Annotated in this window: 21 protein-coding genes; 6 read left to right on the top strand and 15 right to left on the bottom strand. The window is 29.5% G+C overall.

All coding sequences use genetic code 11. The features are described 5' to 3' along the window. Positions 1-124: 124 nt before the first annotated feature. Complete coding sequence (locus J2Z44_RS06085; protein ID WP_209649414.1) at positions 125-862, top strand: pirin family protein; 738 nt, start codon at positions 125-127, stop codon at positions 860-862. 67 nt (positions 863-929) lie between these two features. On the opposite strand, the gene J2Z44_RS06080 is transcribed toward J2Z44_RS06085, so the two are convergent. Both J2Z44_RS06080 and J2Z44_RS06075 read right to left on the bottom strand, forming a co-directional pair. Next, complete coding sequence (locus J2Z44_RS06080) at positions 930-1,523, bottom strand: hypothetical protein (protein ID WP_021282463.1); 594 nt, start codon at positions 1,521-1,523, stop codon at positions 930-932. A gap of 419 nt (positions 1,524-1,942) precedes the next feature. Beyond that, on the bottom strand, positions 1,943-3,103 hold the full coding sequence (locus tag J2Z44_RS06075; protein ID WP_021282464.1) for a CD0519/CD1768 family membrane protein: 1,161 nt from the start codon (positions 3,101-3,103) through the stop codon (positions 1,943-1,945). 734 nt (positions 3,104-3,837) lie between these two features. On the opposite strand from J2Z44_RS06075, the gene J2Z44_RS06070 reads away from it, so the two are divergent. Then, the gene (locus J2Z44_RS06070) at positions 3,838-5,589 is read left to right on the top strand and encodes a hypothetical protein (protein WP_021282465.1); all 1,752 of its coding nucleotides are present in this window, start codon (positions 3,838-3,840) and stop codon (positions 5,587-5,589) included. 83 nt (positions 5,590-5,672) lie between these two features. On the opposite strand, the gene J2Z44_RS06065 is transcribed toward J2Z44_RS06070, so the two are convergent. From J2Z44_RS06065 to J2Z44_RS06030, 8 genes are all read right to left on the bottom strand, one after another. Continuing rightward, entirely contained in the window at positions 5,673-6,416 is a 744-nt protein-coding gene (locus tag J2Z44_RS06065; RefSeq protein ID WP_021282466.1) for an acyl-[acyl-carrier-protein] thioesterase, read from the bottom strand. A gap of 307 nt (positions 6,417-6,723) precedes the next feature. Next, the gene (locus tag J2Z44_RS06060; RefSeq protein ID WP_209649413.1) at positions 6,724-7,545 is read right to left on the bottom strand and encodes a polysaccharide deacetylase family protein; all 822 of its coding nucleotides are present in this window, start codon (positions 7,543-7,545) and stop codon (positions 6,724-6,726) included. Between the two features lie 107 nt (positions 7,546-7,652). Continuing rightward, entirely contained in the window at positions 7,653-9,512 is a 1,860-nt protein-coding gene (locus J2Z44_RS06055) for an LTA synthase family protein (RefSeq protein ID WP_021282468.1), read from the bottom strand. A gap of 425 nt (positions 9,513-9,937) precedes the next feature. Next, positions 9,938-10,453 (bottom strand): phosphatase PAP2 family protein, encoded by a 516-nt coding sequence (locus J2Z44_RS06050; RefSeq protein WP_021282469.1) that lies wholly within the window; start codon positions 10,451-10,453, stop codon positions 9,938-9,940. 382 nt (positions 10,454-10,835) lie between these two features. Then, positions 10,836-11,411, bottom strand: coding sequence for a manganese catalase family protein (locus J2Z44_RS06045; protein ID WP_021282470.1), 576 nt, complete (start codon positions 11,409-11,411; stop codon positions 10,836-10,838). Between the two features lie 13 nt (positions 11,412-11,424). Further along, positions 11,425-11,682, bottom strand: coding sequence for a spore coat protein CotJB (locus J2Z44_RS06040; RefSeq protein ID WP_021282471.1), 258 nt, complete (start codon positions 11,680-11,682; stop codon positions 11,425-11,427). A gap of 3 nt (positions 11,683-11,685) precedes the next feature. Then, positions 11,686-11,874, bottom strand: coding sequence for a spore coat associated protein CotJA (locus tag J2Z44_RS06035; protein WP_021282472.1), 189 nt, complete (start codon positions 11,872-11,874; stop codon positions 11,686-11,688). 445 nt (positions 11,875-12,319) lie between these two features. Beyond that, the gene (locus tag J2Z44_RS06030; RefSeq protein WP_021282473.1) at positions 12,320-12,901 is read right to left on the bottom strand and encodes an HDIG domain-containing metalloprotein; all 582 of its coding nucleotides are present in this window, start codon (positions 12,899-12,901) and stop codon (positions 12,320-12,322) included. A 361-nt stretch (positions 12,902-13,262) separates the two neighbouring features. Between J2Z44_RS06030 and J2Z44_RS06025 the strand changes: the two genes are divergently transcribed. Beyond that, complete coding sequence (locus J2Z44_RS06025; protein WP_021282474.1) at positions 13,263-14,807, top strand: M4 family metallopeptidase; 1,545 nt, start codon at positions 13,263-13,265, stop codon at positions 14,805-14,807. A 159-nt stretch (positions 14,808-14,966) separates the two neighbouring features. On the opposite strand, the gene J2Z44_RS06020 is transcribed toward J2Z44_RS06025, so the two are convergent. Continuing rightward, positions 14,967-15,953, bottom strand: coding sequence for an HD-GYP domain-containing protein (locus J2Z44_RS06020; protein WP_021282475.1), 987 nt, complete (start codon positions 15,951-15,953; stop codon positions 14,967-14,969). A gap of 378 nt (positions 15,954-16,331) precedes the next feature. On the opposite strand from J2Z44_RS06020, the gene J2Z44_RS06015 reads away from it, so the two are divergent. Beyond that, positions 16,332-17,321: a D-cysteine desulfhydrase family protein gene (locus J2Z44_RS06015; RefSeq protein ID WP_021282477.1), complete on the top strand. Its 990-nt coding sequence runs from the start codon at positions 16,332-16,334 to the stop codon at positions 17,319-17,321. A 167-nt stretch (positions 17,322-17,488) separates the two neighbouring features. Here the strand turns inward: J2Z44_RS06015 and J2Z44_RS06010 are convergent, their stop codons facing one another. After that, positions 17,489-18,244, bottom strand: a complete 756-nt coding sequence (locus J2Z44_RS06010) for a sugar phosphate isomerase/epimerase family protein (protein ID WP_021282478.1) — start codon at positions 18,242-18,244, stop codon at positions 17,489-17,491. Positions 18,245-18,460: 216 nt separating this feature from the next. Here J2Z44_RS06010 and J2Z44_RS06005 point away from each other — a divergent pair, with 216 nt between their 5' ends. Both J2Z44_RS06005 and J2Z44_RS06000 read left to right on the top strand, forming a co-directional pair. After that, positions 18,461-19,174, top strand: a complete 714-nt coding sequence (locus J2Z44_RS06005; RefSeq protein WP_021282479.1) for a lysophospholipid acyltransferase family protein — start codon at positions 18,461-18,463, stop codon at positions 19,172-19,174. Positions 19,175-19,300: 126 nt separating this feature from the next. Further along, the gene (locus J2Z44_RS06000) at positions 19,301-19,690 is read left to right on the top strand and encodes a bacteriohemerythrin (protein WP_021282480.1); all 390 of its coding nucleotides are present in this window, start codon (positions 19,301-19,303) and stop codon (positions 19,688-19,690) included. Positions 19,691-20,051: 361 nt separating this feature from the next. Here the strand turns inward: J2Z44_RS06000 and J2Z44_RS05995 are convergent, their stop codons facing one another. The 3 genes from J2Z44_RS05995 to J2Z44_RS05985 are packed head-to-tail and all read right to left on the bottom strand — an operon-like array spanning position 20,052 to position 21,146. Further along, complete coding sequence (locus J2Z44_RS05995) at positions 20,052-20,312, bottom strand: hypothetical protein (RefSeq protein WP_152513229.1); 261 nt, start codon at positions 20,310-20,312, stop codon at positions 20,052-20,054. Between the two features lie 51 nt (positions 20,313-20,363). After that, on the bottom strand, positions 20,364-20,759 hold the full coding sequence (locus J2Z44_RS05990) for an SHOCT-like domain-containing protein (RefSeq protein WP_021282482.1): 396 nt from the start codon (positions 20,757-20,759) through the stop codon (positions 20,364-20,366). A 30-nt stretch (positions 20,760-20,789) separates the two neighbouring features. Further along, complete coding sequence (locus tag J2Z44_RS05985) at positions 20,790-21,146, bottom strand: DUF2089 domain-containing protein (protein ID WP_031271136.1); 357 nt, start codon at positions 21,144-21,146, stop codon at positions 20,790-20,792. Positions 21,147-21,403: the final 257 nt, after the last annotated feature.

Genomic DNA, 21,403 nt, shown 5'->3' with positions numbered 1-21,403 from the left:
TAACACTATTGTTTCGAATTAGGATATTTAATTATTTTTGTGAAAAACATACCACCTATTATTATTGAAAAAATACAAATAATAATACTATAAAAAATAAAAATTCATAGAAGGAGGGGAAAATATGATAACTAAAAAACCATTAAGTCATATGGGTGAAAGTAATATAGGTTGGATTAAAAGTACACATCATTATTCATATGATAAATATGAGAATCCAAAATACAATAGCTTTGGAGTGATAAAGGTGTTAAATGATGATGTAATTTTACCAAGAAGTGGTTTTCATAATCATCCCCACTACGATATGGAAATTTTATCATATGTCATCGATGGTGAATTAACTCATGGTGATAGTCTAGGAAATAATAAAATTTTAAAAAAAGATGAAATTCAATACATGAGTGCAGGCTCCGGTATAACTTGCGAAGAACACAATTTTGGAGTAAATCCTCTAAGATTTCTTCAACTATGGATATTGCCAAACAAAAAATTAAGTAATCCTAATTATATGAATTACAATTTTTCTTTAAATCGTAAAAATAATCAATGGATTTACATGGTAAGCAATAAAAATGGACTAGCCCCTGTCAAAGTTAACCAAGACGTGAATATATATAGTGCTTTGGTAGAAAAAGATAAAGATATAGACTTTAATATACGTGAAAATAGGCAAGGATATTTGGTTCAGATTTTTGGAAAATCTTTCGTAACCAGTACTTATGACAAAAATCATACCGTATTATTGGAAGAAAGAGATGCTTTAGAAATATATGAAGATAATGTAAAAATACAACCCATTGAAAATTCACACTTTTTATTAATTGAAATGAACAGTATACCTATTAAAATTTATCAATAAAATAATTACTAAAAAAACTTAGTAAAAACTACTATGAATTTAAGCTTAAATTCATAGTAGTTTTTATTTAAAATTTAAATTCCACACAACTTCTTGCTAAGTTATATAGCTCATAAATTATATAATTATTAGTTTCTTGTAAAAGTCTATCTTCATCCACTACTACAACTGGCACATTAGCATCTATAGATAACCTATTAACAATTATATCAAATTGCAATTTGCTATGCTTAGTTTTGACTCCTAATATAACATTGAAAGAGTGTTCAAGTTTGCTTACTCTATGTATTAACTTATCAAATTCCCCAAGCTCACTTAAGTTATATAGAAAAATATTTAATTCTCCATTTTCGTGTTCAGTATTCATATAATCTTCTAAATCAACAACGGAAAAATTATTTAAATATTCAATCTTCTCATTATAAATCTTTGTTTTATTACTCGATTTTGCAAATCTTATATTATCTTCATTCCATCTATTATTGCTTTTGCAATAATCAATAAAGTATTTTCCTAACTGTCCTACTCCTACAATGTTAGTTAAGGATTTTTTATTTCTTTTATTAATAGTTTCACTGCTAACCAGGTTAAAATCCTTATATTTTTCTATGCACTTTTTTAATGCTATATAATCAACATAATTAATTTCTTGACTCAACATACTAGTCCCCCTACTATACAAAATAAAGTTATATAACTATTATGCCACAATTTTGTAAATATTCAATCTATTTTTTATAAACAAATTTATTTTTTATTAATCTTTAGTTACTTTGAAATGCCTTTTTAGGTTTATTAATAATTGCAATTCTCAGTTTTATTATACCCATGTCCCATTGATAAAATCGCACACACTTATTTAATTAATAGAAATCCTATCAATGTGAAAACCATGCTAAATAAAGAAGTAAATCCTCTACTTAGCATGGCCTTTTAAAAAAACATGTACTGAATTAACTTATGCATTGCTAATATCCTAGATTTCTTAAGAACTGTTCCTCATTAATGAAATACAATTACCTCCTGGAACTTATAAAAGAATTCAATCAAATAATATTTTTTGTCAGAAATTAACGCCGTCTAAGTGAGTAACAAATATATAAAATGAGCAGCTATACCAGCAGCAAGTCCACCAAAAGTATGACTTATTATAGCTTTACCTGTAAGTTCTCTACACTTTAAACTATCCATCATAGCAACATGAGTGCTTAAGTATCCACTCCAACACATACCCATTGCCGTAAAAACAGCTATTTCATTTCCACCAATTAATCCTTGTTCTAACATTTTAGGTACCAGTCCCATAGCAGCTCCTACAGCACCTAATGACGTAATAGGAAAAGCTATAGCCTCTGCACTTTGAAAACCAAATAGTGGACTTATAATGAAGCTTAGCTTACCTCCTATCCATGGAAGTAATTTAACTCCTTCATAAGCAGCACCTGTATATGCTCCTGATACTGATGGGCCATTAGTAAGCATTAATACTAAAGTACAAATAATTAATACACCTGGAATAATAGCTAGTCCCATTTCTACTCCTGACTTACCGCCTTCTAAAAGTGCATCCATGGCTCTTCCGCCTACACTACCTGGTCTTACTTTCCTATAATTAATCATGTCAAAACTTTCACTGTCATCAACTAAACAGTATTCTTCTTTGCCATATATTTTACTTGTAAACCTTAACATTATTCTTGTGCTGACAATGCTACCTAATACTGCACCAATATTTCCAATGATTCCAGCTAAAATAAAGCTTTCTTCTGTTGGAGATTTTTGACTAACCATGAAAGTAGTAACAATTAGTCCCATACCAAAGGCTGTACCTAAATTTGTAAGTGCAGGCAACTGATATTTTTTAAAATACCTTCTAAACCCCTTATCATCTGCAAGAGTAAGTATTGCAGGGTTATCTGATAAATATGTTGCTAAAACTCCAATAGTAGCAGCTCCTGGCAAATCATATAATGGTTTCATTAAAGGCGATAATACTTTATTAATTACAGATATTACACCAAATTCTGAAAGCAATGCCGAAATGGCTCCTGCTAAAACTGCTATAGCTAATATATAAAAGACTGTATCTATTAACAGTTTATAAGCCGTATTCATTAAAGTATTGAACATATTTATTGTCCCCATTACGCTACCTAGTCCAATAAAGATTCCTAAAAAAATTACTAGGAATATAAATGCTTCTACACTAATTGCTTTTTTAAATGACTTATTTTGTGACAATGAATTCTCCCCCTCTGTTTATTCATATATGTATGTTAAAAATTCCTTTTTCATTATGTGATATTTAGCGAAAGTTGTCAATTATGAAACTATTTTCATTATTTCCTATTGTTTTCATATTGTTCAATTTTGCATTCATAATTGTGAATATATTATTCCTTAGTTTTACTATATTAAAATTAGCGGTGAGTTTCACATATTTTATAAACCACGTTTAACATTCTTCTAATTATGTTCAAGAAAAGTTTACAACAATCAACATGTTTATCATCTTTTATTCTATAAGGCAACTATACGGATTATTCTTTTTCTATTTTTACTATGTAGATAACTAGGCTTAAAACTCAATTTATACACAAATCCTCCGCTGGTTTTCTTAAGTGTTTATGAAGATGAATTTCATTCATGCTGAGTAAATTAAAACTCCATGATGAACCACCTATACAGACTACATATCAATTATTTTACATATTATCTCATTACACCCTATATATTATATTATGAGGATTTATGGTGTATTACCTGTGCTTAAATTTTGAAGCGGTTAACGAGCTTCTAAATTTGCTGAATATCATAACACCCCGTCAATTACATATTATAATTTTAAATTATCAATATCATTGGTTATACAACTTGCAATTTTAGTTATACTTTGACTATTATTTACTTTACGTTTTCACTATGTTGTCCTATTCCTAACAGTTTTTATCATTATAATTTTTTAGGAGGTAATTATGAAAAAAGAGTTTTCTCTCAGCAATGATAAGGTAATGATTAATTTTTCCTCAAAATATTGTGATACTATTGAAAAGCTACTAGAAAGCGATGGGTTTAGAAGAGTTCTTCTATCTTATTACAATAAGGTTAAAACTAGAAATTCAAATGTTTATAAGTTCCTGTGTGAAAGTATTGAGAAAACTGACAGTGATGAAATTACTGATGAGCTTGTAGACTTATTTAGATTACTCACAGTTTTAAAATCCAGTGAAATTGTAAGGTTAAGTCCACGATATGAAAAAATCCTAAAAGATAGGTATGTTTTTTTTGAACTTGTAGATGACCTATATGGGTTTTGGAGAAGATTAGAAAGGTACTCAATAATTCAAAACAATAAAATTACTGATGGCTTAGCCTCTGTTAGTTTCATTGAGGCAAATAATAAGTTTGCAAAACTCATTTTAGATTTTTATAGAAAAGTTCAAGCAAGTATCTTGTCTTCTGAGCCAACTGTTTATCGTCAGATTTCTGCTGGCGCAAATGCAGGATTAATTTTAAATAATACAGTGTGGCCATGTCCTTATGAATATGAGGTACTTGAGGATGTTCCTTTTATAAATACTATAATGCTTGAAACCCCATTTATTACCTATCCAAAGAAAAATACTAGGGATGGTTTATTCAATGAGACCTTCAAAAACCCTTTAAATGATTGCTATATAAATACTGATCACTGGTTTTGCTATCCTGCTTTGGTAGGTGAGCTTCTTGCTTTTATATATTTTCATAGAGACTTAATGGCTCACGGTGTTACACTATGTAACTTATTTGAAATGGCTAGAGAAGAAGATTATAGAGGTAAAAAACCTGACATTATTTATGTTTTTGGTGCAAAGGATGATTATGAAAAGGTTAGGACAGTATTTTACGATGATGTTAAAAATGGTATTATGCTTGGCTATGTAAGCTATGGAGAAGCTATAGATTACTTTGGCTATATGAAAAAGATGACTTTAACTCTACACAATTTAATAATGATTAAAAAGGGTTATCTTCCTATTCATGGTGCTATGGTTAACATTGTAATGAAAAACGGGAAATCTGCAAATGTAATCATCATGGGAGATAGTGGAGCCGGCAAATCAGAAAGCCTAGAAGCCTTTAGAGGGCTTAGTGAAGATTATATTAGTGATATGACTATTGTTTTTGACGATATGGGCTCAATAAAACTTAGAAAAAGTGGTCAAAAACCTAAAGGTTACGGCACAGAAATAGGAGCTTTTGTAAGACTTGATGACTTAGATCAAGGATATGCTTTCAAGGAAATTGATAGGAGTATATTTATGAATCCTGATAAGACAAATGCTAGGTTAGTAATGCCAGTCGCAACTTACAAAGATATTTTAAAAGGCTACCCTATTGATTTATTTCTCTATGCCAATAATTATGAAGACTTAGATGAAAATACAAGGGCCATTGAGTATTTTAATTCACCTAAAGAGGCTATTCCAGTTTTTAGAGACGGAGCTAGGATGGCAAAAGGAACCACCTCCGAGAAAGGCTTAGTAAAATCTTACTTTGCCAACCCCTTTGGTCCCTACCAAAAGATGGAGGCTACAGATAAATTAATTGACCTTTACTTTAATGAGTTTTTTAAAACTGGTGTAAAAGTTGGTCAAATTAAAACTTGCCTTGGTATCCATGGAAAAGAGAAAGAAGGACCAAAGCAAGCTGCTATTGAACTTTTTGAAATTATAAAAAGCCTGTAAATTTAATATACATTATAAAAACCTTGCTAAAATCTATAATTAAACCTCATTAAGTCACATTAACCTAGTTCTAGCTGTTTAAATTACTCTTCATGAAATTCTACTTTGGATTGGAATAGCTGAGTGTTACTTCCACCTTCTAGGCCTTCAATATAATATGTGTTGGAGGCTTCTTCAATATATTTATTTAAAGTAACCTTATCATTATACTTAGCTTCTTTAATGAAATTAAGCTGTAATGACTTAATTCTTTTATTGCTATAATGCTCTAGTGTAAAAAAGTCCTCTACCCAACTAATATACCTTGCATTATTAACATGCATATTTAAATCTATATCACTATAAGTTACCACCCTTTCGGATGATTCTATTAATTTACTAGGCATTTTTATCTTGTCTAACTTGTTATCTTGTCCAAACCTATTTTCTATGCTTTCTACCCCTAAGGAAATCCTTGAAGGTCTTTGAGGAAATTTAGAGTTCATATCCAATAACAAATAATAAGCCTGAATTGATCCTAATTCATTGTTATTTTCATCCAAAATTCTAAAATTACGTTTAAAGAACAACTTATCAATACCACTAGGCCAGGTTTCCATTGTTATTTTATCTGTATTTTTAGGATATGAATTAATGTGAACTTCAATTCTAGAAACTACCCAAAATAGTCCTTCTTCAATTAAATCATTATACCCAATATGAAGCCTATTTGAATGTTGTTCAGAGGTTTCCTGCATATAATTTATTAAAGAATATAGTTTTACCTTACTTCTAAAATCAGTATCATAAAACTTTACTGTGAAATCTTCTCTATGTATATTTTCCATAAAAACATCTCCTCTATTACATAAATCTATTATAAATATGTTTTAAACTTTAATGAATTTATTAACATATAAAAGTTTAAAACTTAGAAAGAACATTTATATGTTAAACGCCTTTTGCCTCGATCACCTTTAGAAATCCCCCTTTTACTAATGAATTGCTTTTTATCGAAGTAGCATCTCTGTAAAAGCTTAGCAAATGCTTATAACTATATTTAGAAAGCTCTTGATTTTTTAATATAGTTATTATATCACAGCTAGTTGGCAAAAAAATTAACCTATTATGAACTTTTTCATAATAGGTTATCTTTTACTTATTTACTTGTCTGTCTAGTTTCTTCTCATGTTTATTGATAAGGCCTCTTTCCTCAAGAATTTTCAATTCCTTATCATCAATGTCATTAAAGTTTTTAAAAACATATCCATCATCTTTTAGAGCCTTAATCATTTCCTTTAATGCTGGTACTGTGGTTTTATTGTAGTAGGAGTCATGCATAAGCACCACAATCCTATCTTTTTTATTCTTTTTAAATTCTCGGTAAAACTTACTAACTAAAATTTCTGCTGGTTTATTTCTAGCCAAAGAATCATCAATTGTAATGTTCCAGTCTACATAGTATAATCCTTTATCTACCACTTCTCCTCTAATTTCTTTAAGCACAGGTTTTCTTGCCATTGTTGTACTTGATCCACCTGGAAACCTCATAAACTTTGGTACCTCACGCCCAGTAAGTCCTTTCAGTGCATCAGAACATTTATGATAGTCCTCCATAAATGTTTCTATATTTCTATATATTTTGTCTTCATGCGTATAGGTATGAACGCACAGGGCATTACCAGAGTTTTTTGCACTCTCAGCAATTGCCTTGTTTTGTTCAACTAATTGGCCAATAACGAAGAAAGTTCCAGTTACCTTTTCTTCTTGAAGTACCTGTAGAATTTGCTTTGTCACTATTGTAGGACCATCATCAAAGGTAAGATATACAATCTTCTCTGTTTCTTCCTTTGACACTTCTTCAGCTAGCGCTTTAACTTTTGTACCTAGTATACTATAACTAATTATTGATAAAAATACAACACAAAAAGTAAGCAAGGAGAAAGTTGAAATAAAACCCCTTCTTTTTCTATTCATAAAATCACCTTCTTAAAATACTTTTCAACTCATATTTTAGTATTTGAAAAAGGTTAGATTTTAATTCTAAATATAAATATATTTAAATTCCAGCTTTGTAAATTATATCATTGTTTTTTATAAAAATAATTACTTCGAATAAGCTTATCAGATAAAATTAAATAAGTCTTATATCTATTTTTTTCTTCTTCAGTTACATTTCCTCTCACTTCAAAATTAGATAAAATAACAAAATCTTTATTTGTATTTAATAAGTTTCTTCCCATAGCAGTATTATAATGCTTATTATCTACACCCATTAAATAACCTAAAGTCGGTACTAAATCTACTGGACCTCCATAGGTACTTATGGTCCTTGATGGTAAATTTTTGTTGTAAACTAAAAGTGGTATTTTATTGTCATTATTACTCCACCATTCTTCTTTATTTTTCATCATGTTAATTTTATCCTGAAAATACTTATGAACTCCTGTATGGTCTCCATAAAGTACAATAACAGTATTGTCCAAAATTCCTTCTTTATCAAGATTATCTATAAAATTACCTATCTGTTTATCAGTATAGTGTATAGCCTGAAAATACTTGCCCATCTCATTTTTATTTAGGTCTTCTTTAAGATTTAAGTACTGATATTCCTTTGGCAAATCAAAAGGTGTATGACTGGTTATTGTTACAGTAACTCCATAAAAAGGCTGTTTTTGTTTTTTTATAATTTCAAGAGTTTTTTGAAAATATTCTTTATCACTTATTCCAAGACCTATTTTTTCTTCAACTTTTAGCTCCTCAGCAAAGTAAAGTTTTTCAAATCCCATAGCTGAAAGTGCTGGCTTATAGTTCCAATACATTGCCATGTCTGGATGAACTACAAAAGTATTATAATCTAAAGCTTTCATAATATTGGGCAACGAATGCGGATAATAGTTGTTAGGATATCTATAAAAAGTAGCTCCTTCCCTAACCGGGTATACAGAGGAGTTTACTAAAAGATCACAATCGGAACTGTTTCCATTCCAAACCTGTTCGTAGTAATTATCAAAATACATTGAGTTATTCAACAACTTATTAATATTTGGAGTAATGGTTTGACCTTGAACTTCTCTATTTATAACAAAGTTCTCTAAAGACTCTACTTGTATTAAAAGGAGATTCTTATTCTTAAAATATGATTTATATTCATTGTCACTTAAGTTTTCCTCCTTTTCATCATAAAACTCTTTTACAGATTTTTCATCTTCTACAGAAAGAGTGAAAGGCTTTTTATTGTTAAAATAATTAAATCCATCGTATATATGATAACCTATTGGCCCTAACATCACCATTTTTTCTTCTGGCATGTGATAGTACTCTAATTTATTTTCTACTAATGCTATCTTTGATTTATACTCAAAATTAAAATCTAGGTAGTAAACTGCTAAAAAGATGAAGCTAAAAGTTAAAATCAAACAAAAACTTTTAAAAGACCTTATCTTGTTTTTATACGCATCCTTGAATTTCTTTATTACCCAAGACAAAAACATAAAATCTAGTATAAACAAAAGGTCAATTGGTCTAAATAATGCAATAACAGAGCCCCCTAAATCCTCAGTCATAGATAATTGATCTAACAAAAAGAAATTCATATAACTTGAAAACCCTCTATAATAAAATACATCAGAAATTATTATGACTGTAAGCACCATATCTAAAACTATCATTACTTTCCACTGCCCTGCCCCCTTGGCCACAAAGGAAAACGAAAGCATCATCATAGAAAAAAGCATGTACGAAAACCCTTTCGCAAGAGAATTTCCTAATAAAGAAATTTCAAAACCAGCTGCTCCTGAAGCTTGAATTATAGTAGTAAATATAATACTTTTCAATATAAAAATAATTAAAAATACCCAAAACAATTTATTCTGTTTTATTATGTCTAGAGTCTTATCCTTATATATATTTAAATAACTACTTTTAATATTTATCCTCTTCATTTCATTCCTCCAGTGTTAATATACTTATATTGAAATATCAACATAGACCTTAAAGCTGAAAATTATTTTATCTATTTCTTAAAGTCTTAAAAGTCAATAAAGCTTTATATATTAAGTTAAAACTAAAATCTAACCATTTATAAAAGCCTTTTTAATGGTATCCATTTTTCTATTTTCTATTTTCTGTTTACATATTATTTCTTTACACACATTAAATTTCCTTTAATTTAATGTAAATTGTCTATAAAACTTTAAAATGTTATTTTCTAAATAACTTCAGTATAATGATTTATATTTATCGAATACTTCTTATTAAGTCACTAGTTTAAAATAAAAAAACCTTTAGAAGAAAACTATCTAAAGGGTTTTAAAAACTGTATATTTCATAAAATCTATAAAAAAATCATTCCGAAGCTAGGATTATATTATAAAATTAGAAACACAAAATAAGAACTAAAACTTCCAACTATAACTCCTGCTGCCACATCCGAAGGATAATGTACTCCTAAGTATACTCTCGAAATCCCCACTAACATAGATAAAGATAAAGCTATAGCTGATAGACTTGTATAGCATAGAGCTAAACTTACACCAATGGAAAAAGCTGCTGTAGTATGTCCTGATGGGAAAGAGTAGTCATCTACTCCAATCTTTCTAGTATTTAGTTGAGGGAAATTTATATAAGGTCTAATTCTATTGATAAATCTTTTTATAAAGTGAGTAATAAAGGTAGAAGTTAACATTGAAACAGATGTCAATATCCCAAGATGTTTTATATCTTTATTTTCTGATAACAAAGTTACAAAGCAAAATAGTGCACTAAAGGTAACTGAACCTAAGTAAGTAACCATTGGCATTATTACATCTAAAATTCTACATTTAATGGAATCATTAAGCCAATGCAGCAAGAATACGTCTCCATTTTTCAACTTTTTAATCATTTAGGTTCCTCCTAAGTTAATGTATGGGCCTAAAGTGAAATCTACATTTCATTTTAAAACCCTATGAGAACTATTATACGTTCATGTATAAGCTCAATCTAAATGTTTTTGTTTTCTGTATTATATTATTATATAAAACTTTTCCTTAAATTTAAAGATTCTTTTTATGGTTTTAACTTATTATTTTTTTCCAATATCCCTTTTGCATAATTACACAATAAAAGCTGGAAGATAAACTTCCAGCTTATTTATAAAGTTAATTCTTATGGAGGGAACCTAAGTCAACATAATTTAAGAACATTGCCTTTGTGGTTCCCCTAGGCTTTAACTTTAGTTAAACTTAATACTTAAAGCCCATATTTTATTAACTCTTAATTTTATATTAAAAAACTCTTTTCTTATTCATAAAGTTATCTTGGACATCCATCAAAGCTTCTCCAAATCTTTGGAAGTGTACAACTTCTCTTTCTCTTAAGAAGCTTAAAATATCCTTCACATCGCAATCATCTGTTAATTTCATAAGATGCTCATAAACTGTTCTTGCCTTTTGTTCTGCAGCCATGTCCTCAGTTAAGTCTGTAACTGGATCTGCAGTTGCTTGAATATAAGCAGCTGTCCAAGGTATTCCATTGGCATCTGCAGGGTAAATTGCCTTCCCATGTTCTGTATAATTTGCTCCAAGTCCAGCTTCTCTTAATTCTTCAGGAGTTGCATCCTTAGTAAGCTGATATATCATAGAAGCAATAATTTCAACGTGAGCTAATTCTTCAGTGCCTATGTCTGTCAATAATGCCTTAGATTTTCCTGTAGGCATTGTATATCTTTGACTTAAATATCTAATGGAAGCACTCAATTCCCCGTCAGGGCCACCATATTGAGCAAACAAATATTTTGCCATATTTATATCTTTACTCTTAATAATTACAGGGTACTCTAATTTCTTTTCATATATCCACATAATCCACTACCTCCTAACATTTGCCTTCCCATGGCCATGGGTCATTTACATAGTTCCAGTCTCCACAAGGTTGAGAGTGACCAAAATTCGATAGTAGACCATATTTCGTTTCGTATTCACTTTTTAGATTATGGTAAATTTCTGCTACCTTTTGAAAATCTCTTAAAGCTTTTTTATTATCTGGAAAATTATCTAAATATAAATTCAATTCTACTGCATAGAATCCATATTGTTGTAATAACAACATTAAATCGCTTTTGCTCTTTGCCATGGTTTATTCCTCCCTTTTGTGTTTGTAGTCATTTATATCACTGTACCAAGGTAGCTTTAAATCTTCGAATATAGTACCCTTCCAAAGCGCCTTATCTACAGGATATAAATTTTCATACTCTTGGAGAAGAACATATGCTCTAGCTAACATTAATTGTCCAACTGGTTTCTTTGGTTCATAACATGTTTCCACTTAAATCACCTCATAAAATACTCTTTTTTTATTGTAGCTGTAAGACTCTAATTTGAAGTCCTTTTATCCTTTAAATAGATTATAATGCTGCTGTGTATTAGGCTCCTCTTTAGTGCCTAATAATATATTATTCAACAACACGATTGTGGTGATTATAAAAATAAATTTTGTTATGAATTTCGTTGAAATTTTAGTTATAATTTTCATATTGCTATATTTACATGCATAGAATATATGATGTGATAATTTTCATATTAGCAAATTTGATTCTATAATAGCCTTTTATTGAAAAGTATTACTGGATTTATTTCTTCCTGTAAGCTAAACAACTTAGTTTTATATATATCCTAAGTTATGACTTTAGTAAACTTCAAGGATAAAACTAAACTTAATATAACTTTATATAGGTTTTCACAAAGTTGTCAGCAAATTGAAAAGGAGAGCACTAAAGCTCTCCTTTTAATCCTATTTCTTCCGCCACTTTTTGCATTCCTTTGATTGTTTCTGAAATTATATATTCTAACTCCATTCCTAAAAGTTTTGCACCTCCTTCTATGAGGTCTCTATCTACACCAGCCGCAAATCTTATATCTTTCCATTTTTTCTTAACAGACTTTAGTTCTAGGTCTAATATACTTTTACTTGGTCTCATAAGTACCGTTGCAGTGATTAACCCAGTAATTTCATCAATAGTGTATAAAACTTTTTCCATTATCCCAATAGGTTCAACCTCTGAGCAAATCTTATATCCGTGACTTTGTATTGCATGAATGTAATCCTCTGGCCAATTTCTTTCACTCAAAATTTCTCTAGCTTTTACGCAGTGCTCTTCTGGATACATTTCATAGTCAATATCATGAACTAGGCCAATAATACCCCATTTATTAACATCTTCCAATCCCAAAAGTTCTGCAAAATGTATCATAACCGCCTCTACTGACAATGCATGCTTTGTTAAGTTTTCACTTTTGTTATATTCTTTAAATAGTTTAAAAGCATCCTCTCTAGTTGGTATGTAAGTTGCCATGTTATCCCTACTTCCTCATAAATATTTTTTTGTAATATGATTTTAAAGCATTAATTTATATTTAACTTTTATTATATTCAATTTGAAAATAAGCTATTGAAATTAAGTATCTCTCTTAGTATAAGTGTAAAATTAATGCTAATCACATTAGTTCTATAGGTCACTTATTACCTCTTAAGGAATCTGTAATTATTTAATATATATCTTATCACTTTTAAACGCTTTCTCCAATAAATATTCTTGTAATATATAAACAACAGTGATTGCCACAATATAACATTATTTTTTTGTGTCATTTATGAATATTCATATTTTTTTCTGAATATAATGTATTACCAACAAATTATTAAGGAGATGTGTTATGAAAAAAATTCTTGCCCTTGTTACATCAGCAGTTATTATTTCCTCGTTTTTTGTCAATTCTTCAGCTCAAGCTAAAGTTAATGATCATGATTTTAAAGTAGAAAAATTCGGCAAATATGCACCGAACATTAAAGGTGTGAACGAAATGTTCAAGGATAATAAGGAAAAATTTAAAATCAAAAATGCTGAAGAAGAATTTACTACTAAGACTAGTAAAACTGACTCTTTAGGGTATACTCACTTAAAATTGCAACAAACCGTTAAGGGTATTCCTGTTTTTGGTCATGAATATATAGTTCATTTTAATGACAATGGTGAAGTTTATTCAGTGAATGGAAATTATAGTCCTAAGGCAAGAGAATTCAAGAAATCTCACGAATACATTACCCCTGGCGAAGCTGAAAATAAAGCTTTTGGCATAATAGATTATGACCCAAGTAGCTTAGATGAAGATTTTCCTAACAATGGCAAGGCAAAATTATATTTATACGATTTTAATAATGAATATATACCAGTATATTTAGTGCAAATTAATTATCTACTTCCTACCCCAGGTAACTGGAGTATCTTCGTTAATGCCTATACTGGTGAAATAGTAAATAAGTATAATAAATTTGCTAATGTAGCTGCTACTGGTAGTGGCAAAGGCGTACTAGGTGATACTAAAACACTTAACCTAGATAAAGTTTCAACCACAAAAGGCACATCATACAATCTCACCGATTTAACTAGAGGTGCTGTAATTTCAACTTATACATCCAACTATGGTACCAGAACTCCAGGAACTTTAATATCCTCAACAACATCTACTATAAATGATCCCGCAGCAGTTGATGCTCATTATTATGCTGGGGTAGTTTATGATTACTATAAAGCTAAATTTAATAGAAATAGTATAAATGGAGCTGGCTTGGCTATAAAATCTAGTGTTCATTACTCAAGAAATTACGTTAATGCGGGTTGGACCGGAACTCAAATGATTTACGGTGATGGTGATGGGGTTAATTCAGTCGCATTATCCGGTGGTTTAGATGTTATTGCTCATGAAATTACACATGGAGTAGATCAATATGAAGCTGATTTAGTATACCAAAATCAGTCTGGTGCTCTAAACGAGTCAATGTCTGATGCCTTTGGGGTTTTTGTAGAATACTATGCTCAAAATAGTAAGTTTGATTGGCTAATGGGAGAAGACATTTGGACTCCTAAGGTTGCAAATGATGCTCTAAGAGATATTTCTGACCCTACAAAATATGGTGATCCTGCTCATATGAATAACTATGTTAATACAACTCAAGATAATGGCGGAGTTCATACTAATAGTGGAATTCCAAATAAAGCTTGTTACTTAATAACAAGTAATATTGGTGTTGAAAAGGCTGAGCAAATTTATTACAGAGCTTTAACACAATATATGACTGCTTCCACAAACTTCTCTGCTGCAAGAGCTTGTCTCGCTCAAGCTGCAACAGACTTGTACGGTTCTGGTAGTACTGAGGTTGCTGCAGTTCATAATGCTTTTAGTTCCGTTGGAGTAAACTAAAAAATAAAAAAATTCCTTGGATTACTGAAAAGTATCCTTGGAATTTTTTTCTCATTAGAGTATATATTTTTTATACCAAGGCAGTAAATTAAGACTATGTCCAACTATGAGGCCTATTCCTGGATTCTATACATATCTAAGACAACTAAATCAATCTAATTATAACATTACTTCCTCAACAAATAGTGTCAAATTATCCTTATGATTTAAATCCACATACTCCCTATCTTGGCTTCCATTAATCATTACTACTGGTCTTATTGGATAATTCCTATTTTGAAGTATTACAGTACCGACCTTTCCATTATTTAACTTAACTTCTAGTCCTACTGGGTATAGATAAACAGACTTATTAAAGCACTTATAAATTTCCTCATCATATTTTCTTAAGGTGTCAGCCTGAACCTTTTCCATTGCTTGATGTAATAGCATCCTCTCTTTATTTAGAGCATTTAAATAACCATCACTTATACTTACAATCTTTGCAAACTCATGGATTCTACTTCCTTTTGCTCCTTCTGGGTATCCAGTACCATCTACATTTTCATGATGTAAAAGTACGCATATGTAAGTTGAGGTATCAAACATATAGTTTTTTTTAAGTAAATTATATCCCTCTAAAGAGTGCTCTTTTCCCTCAACCAAAAGTTTTCCCATATCATGGAGCAACGCCCCTACAGCTAAATTAAACAACTTTTTATAGTTATAACCATAATTAACTCCCACCATAATAGAAAGAATAGCTACATCAATACTATGAATACACAATTGTGTCATTTCATCTGTGTGCCCTAATGAATTAATGAATAATGCATTTTCAGACATGTCAATTTGAGATATGATGTCTTCTACTAACTCTTTTATAACTTTATCATTAATCTTTTTAGTGGCTTTAATAGAATAAAACTCAGTTTTTAGAGTTCTAATCATCTTTAATTTTGTTTCTGAACTTAAAATTTCTTTAAGCACAATATCACTGATGCCATCATCTGTGTATACTAAATTTATCTTCATATTTTGAATAGCTTTAATATATTTTTCATTTAATTGTATTCCCCTATTTAAATACATAACCCCATTATCCATATAAATTGGAAAAGCTAACTCTTTGCCTATTATTTTATTACTTACTATAGATAACTTCATATGTTCCTCCAATTTTTTATTAACCTTACTTCTAGCGAAAATTTTTAGTTAATATATTTAAATATAATATTAATGATATACTAAAATTATCATACAGAATTTTTAAATTTACAATGTAAAAGATTTTAATTCTGTTACCTATTATACCATGAATTATTAAAAATTTATTATTTGATTAATATTTTTTTAATAAATATTGATATTTTCACAATGTTGAATTACATGACAGTAAAGTTTAGTTCTGTAAATAATCCCATTAAAACTTACTATTTTTTAAAACTTATTTGCTACCTTTAGTGCTGCTATAAGTAAGTTACCACCTAAGCAACCTATTTTCACTGTATTAAAAATATTTTTACAGATTGGAGTGAACATACCATGAATAAAATTCCACCCAAATTAAATATTGCTAATTTACCTACTAGAATTGAAAAACTAGAAAGATTGAGTAAAGAATTACAAGGCCCCAATATTTTTATAAAAAGAGATGATGAAACGGGCACAGAAATATCAGGAAACAAGGTAAGAAAACTTGAATTTTCAGTTCAGGAAGCTTTAAATTTAGGTTGTGATGTCCTCATAACCTGTGGTGGTATACAATCTAACCATTGCAGAGCAACTGCAGCTGTTGCTACAAAACTCGGATTAAAATCCCTTCTAGTTTTAAGAGGTTCTGATGAGGGTTCCTATGATGGTAACTTATTTTTAAATAAACTTTTAGGAGCAGATATTAAATTTATAACCTCTGAAGAGTATAAAAATAATAGATTGTCAATTATGGAGGATTTAAAGCTTTCTTATGAGAACAAAGGGTATAAACCCTATATAATTCCTGAAGGTGCTTCAAATGGAATTGGTACCTTTGGGTATTTCAATGCTATGAAAGAAATCATTTCTCAAGAAAAAGAATTAGGACTACATTTTGATAAAATAATTGTTGCTGTAGGTTCAGGTGGAACCCATGCAGGACTTTTATTAAGTCAAAAAATATTGAATCATAACTGTGAAATAATAGGTTTCAATGTTTGTGATGATGAAGAGTACTTTAAAAATAGAATCTATAATATTTTAGAGGAAAGCAAAAGTATTTTTAAAACAGAAACAAATATTTCTAAAAAAGAAATTCATATTATTGATGGCTATGTAGGACAAGGTTATGGACTGTGCTCACCAGAAAACTTAGCTTTTATAATGGATTTGGCTAAACTTGAAGGGCTTATTTTAGACCCAGTCTATACAGGTAAAGCAATGTTTGGGCTGGCTCAAGAAATTAGAAAAGGAACCTTTAATAAAAAGGAGAATATTCTATTCATCCACACAGGTGGTGTTTTTGGCTTATATCCTCAAAAAGACTTATTTTTATTCTAGCTATACTTTTGAAATATATTTTTAAGGGAATCAAATTTAGCTCAGTTATAATCTGAACCTTAATTTTGATTCCCTTAACTGCCTATGTTATAGTTTCAATGGTGAAATCATTGAAAAAATTCTGTATCCATAAATAAATTAACCTAAGCAATATAGATGTTTTTAAGCTAGAAAAAACAATTGCTTTTTAAAAATTGCAGTGATTCCTGTAGTTCCTTTATATCAAATACTTCTAACGCCCAAGTTGCCTCTGGACAGTAACCCTTTAACAACTCTAAAGTTTTTATCATATTTATATTGCCTTTATTTAGCCCTTGGTGATTATCTAATACCCCTTCATTGTTATGCAAATGTACATGCCCTATTCTATTATTAAGCCCTTTTATCCAGTGTTCAATGGATTTTGTTGAACAGGTATTTACATGCCCTATATCTAAGCAAGCAGAAAAATTAGGATGATTTACTTCATCAATTATGTCTGCTATCAATGGATAATCTTCATCAAATACATTCTCAATATGTATTTCCATAAGATCTAACTTATCTTTAGCAAAGCCTTTCCAAAACGCTTTGGAATTTTCAACCCATTGTTTTTCCCAATATGTGTGTGGAATACACCCTGAATGATAGATAATACGCTGAGAATTAAACTCTCTTGCTATATTAAAAGCCTGTGTAAATCTCTTATTAACAACACGTCTAATTTCTGGGTCATTGGTTCCTGGAACCAAATCTGAAAATGGCCCATGAAAAGAAACATTGCTTACTTTATTAATATATCCCCTAAGTTCACTAGTGTACTGCTCCTTGGAGTCTAACACCATTGCATTAGCAAAAGTTACAATTTCAAGTCCTACATTAAACTCCTTAACAATATGTTCTAGCTTACTAAATTCATCTAATTGTGAAATATAAATTTTCATTGTTTTTCTCCAATATATTAAATTTTTAGTATAACTTATTATATGCCCTAACTCTTTAACCTTCAATTATTTTATACTATAATTGAATACATATATAAGCCATTAACCTAATATTATGTTATTATATATTCTATGGTTTTAAAACTACTCATTTTTTACCATTTCAAAATTTATGTATAAATATATATGTTAATTAGATAAAAATAGGAGGTAATTATGCTAAGAACAATAAGATGGTATGTAAGCTTTGCAGTAAGCTTAATTGGAAAAATCCCTCAAATGCATACTGTAAAATCACTAGAAAAAAAAGGGGAACTTTCATTTCGAAATGAATATATACATAAAACAACTTCAAAATGGGCTATGAAAAGAGTAAAATTAAGCGGTGCTAAAGTTAATATTTACGGTGAAGAAAATATTCCCAAGGATATTCCAGTAGTTTTTATTGGTAATCATCAAGGTAATTTTGATATAGCTTTATTTATGAGTTTTATAGACAAGCCTAAAGGCTATGTTGCAAAAATTGAAATGAAAAAGATTCCTATTCTTCGAAATTGGATGTCTTATATGAATTGTGTGTTTATGGATAGAAGCAGTATAAGAAAATCTGCTGAAGCCATAGTTGAAGGTGTAAATATAATAAAGAAAGGACATTCTTTAGTTATTTTCCCTGAAGGTACAAGAAGTAAGGGTGAAAAAATGGGAGAATTTAAAGCAGGAAGTTTTAAATTAGCCACTAAAACAAAGGTTCCTATAATCCCTGTAACTATTAAAGGCTCTTACAAACTTATGGAGGCCAATGGTAATAAGATAAAACCTGCAGAAGTAGATATGTTTATTCACCCAGCAGTAAATACAGCCAATCTTTCTAAAGAAGAGATTGATTCTCTTCCTGGAAAAGTAAAAAAAATAATTGAAAGTAAATTATAAAATTAGTATTTATTTTTCTTGGTGTAGATTAAACTTATTACTGACAAATTATATAAGTGCTGTTATAATTTATTATTATTAAATTATATGTTATAAAATACTTAATATTTTAGGGGGATGAGTTATATGTTTGAATGGAAAGATGAATATGAAACTGGTGTACCTCATATAGATGAACAGCACAAAAAACTTTTTGATATAGGAAATGATGGTTATGAACTATTAACAAACAGCTTCTCAATTGATAAGTATGATAAAATTCTAGAAATCATTGGAGAATTGAAAGATTACGCCATATTCCATTTTAAATCTGAAGAAGATTATATGCTCAGTATTGGTTATAAGAAGTTTTTATCTCACAAGGTACAACATGATGAGTTTGTTAATGCAGTAAACAATATTGACTATGCCCGCATAGATGAAGGTCAAAATGAGTATATACTTGAAATACTTCAGTTTGTCCATAAATGGGTTTGTGAACATATTTTAATCAGCGATCAAGGATACGTAATGTAAGAAAAGTATGGCCCTATGGTCATACTTTTTTTGATTTAAGAAATATTAGGTTTTCATACATAGTTTGGGTTGCTTGTATGATTGCTTAATCATTTAAATTATTTACAAATTAGGCAATTAATATACACTTGCCTAATTTTATTTCCTTATAAAAATTCCTTAGTCTCATTTATTCCTTATATATTTAAAGTTTTAAACCCTTGCTCCTAATAATCTTTTTAAACAAGATAATTCCAATATTAATAAAATCAAAATACGTTGTCCAGTTTTTACACCTCCCCTATATATTACATTCCACTAAATCAATCCCCACTTTCTAGTTCTAAGATAGTAGGGATAATACTTATATAAGACTATAGTTTTATACCGTAATTTTTATTACTTCTCCCCCTTTTGATTGTATATGCACCAAATCTAACCCTTTATATTTATTACTTAGTTCTCTTAAAGCTTGAGAAATTACTCTTTCATCAATAATATTTAAATATTTCTTAACTTCTTCATTGGTATTTTTGCTCCTCCTGACTCCCCATATACCGATCCTCATTCCAAATCTAGCAAAAGACATAGGCACATATAGCTTAAAACCTCTTCCTGATTTAATATTCATCTCAATCCTCATAAATTCACCTCAAAGCACTACTATTTAAATAGAGTAACTCTTTATAAAAATTTATCTTATTTCTATAATAACCTTATCCCCATTATGACTTTCTATATCAACTATTTTTCCAGTAATATTATTCATTATTGCTTCCTTGACAATTTCCATATCCACACTTGAAGTTATACCTTCGGCTTTAATTGGAAGCTTTCCCGTTGCGCTTAAAATACTCTTTACAAAATTCATAGGAACATTTACTTTCACCTTGTCTCCATCATGGGAATCCACAAGAACATATAACATCTTTTCATCATTAATATAGCTACGCTGATCTTGAATTGTTTGAAGTACACCATTCTCTTCAATTTTCTTTTCCCCTAAAGCTTCAATCAATTTTGCACCACTTTCAGCATCAACCTTTCCCTCTTCAATCATTTTTAATACTTTTAATACATCCTCTTTCATTTTTTACCCCCTATTTATTGTTATAAAATTTTACTTATTTTTTAGCATTCCCATAGCTTCCTCTGCAGTAATTTCACCTTTGTCAAGTAGTTCTAGAACCTTTGTATTGTCTTTTGAATCATGATTTTTAAGTCCTAAGGTATGAATTACTTCATCAAGTTTAGACCTTACAGTAGGATATGATATTCCTAGTTCCTTTTCTACATCTTTGATATTGCCCCTACATTTTAAAAAGATTTCTACAAATTCCAACTGCTCATTATTCAATGTATCGAACTTTGAGAATTGAAACTCATTTTCAATAATTGTATTACAGCTACTACACTTTAACCTAGTAATTTTAAGCTTATCATTACACACAGGGCATCTGCTTATCACTTTGTACATTACCATAACACCTCTTTAATTACATTATATTCCTTTTATCTCTATTTGTAAATATGAAATTAATATAATTTATTATTTAACTCTTATTAATTAATTATATCAATATTCATATTAATAATATTAATATGAATTCCTGAAACTTCAATTTAATTATTTAAATTATTTGAACCTATATTATTAATTTTAATAACTCATTTAGTTAGAAACACTAAGTTTATGTAATTTTAAGTTAATTGCACCATGTATATTTATTAAAA

It is taken from the genome of Clostridium punense, assembly GCF_017874425.1.
GTDB classification, from domain to species: Bacteria; Bacillota; Clostridia; order Clostridiales; family Clostridiaceae; genus Clostridium_J; species Clostridium_J punense.
This window is presented reverse-complemented; position numbering and strand designations above follow the sequence as displayed.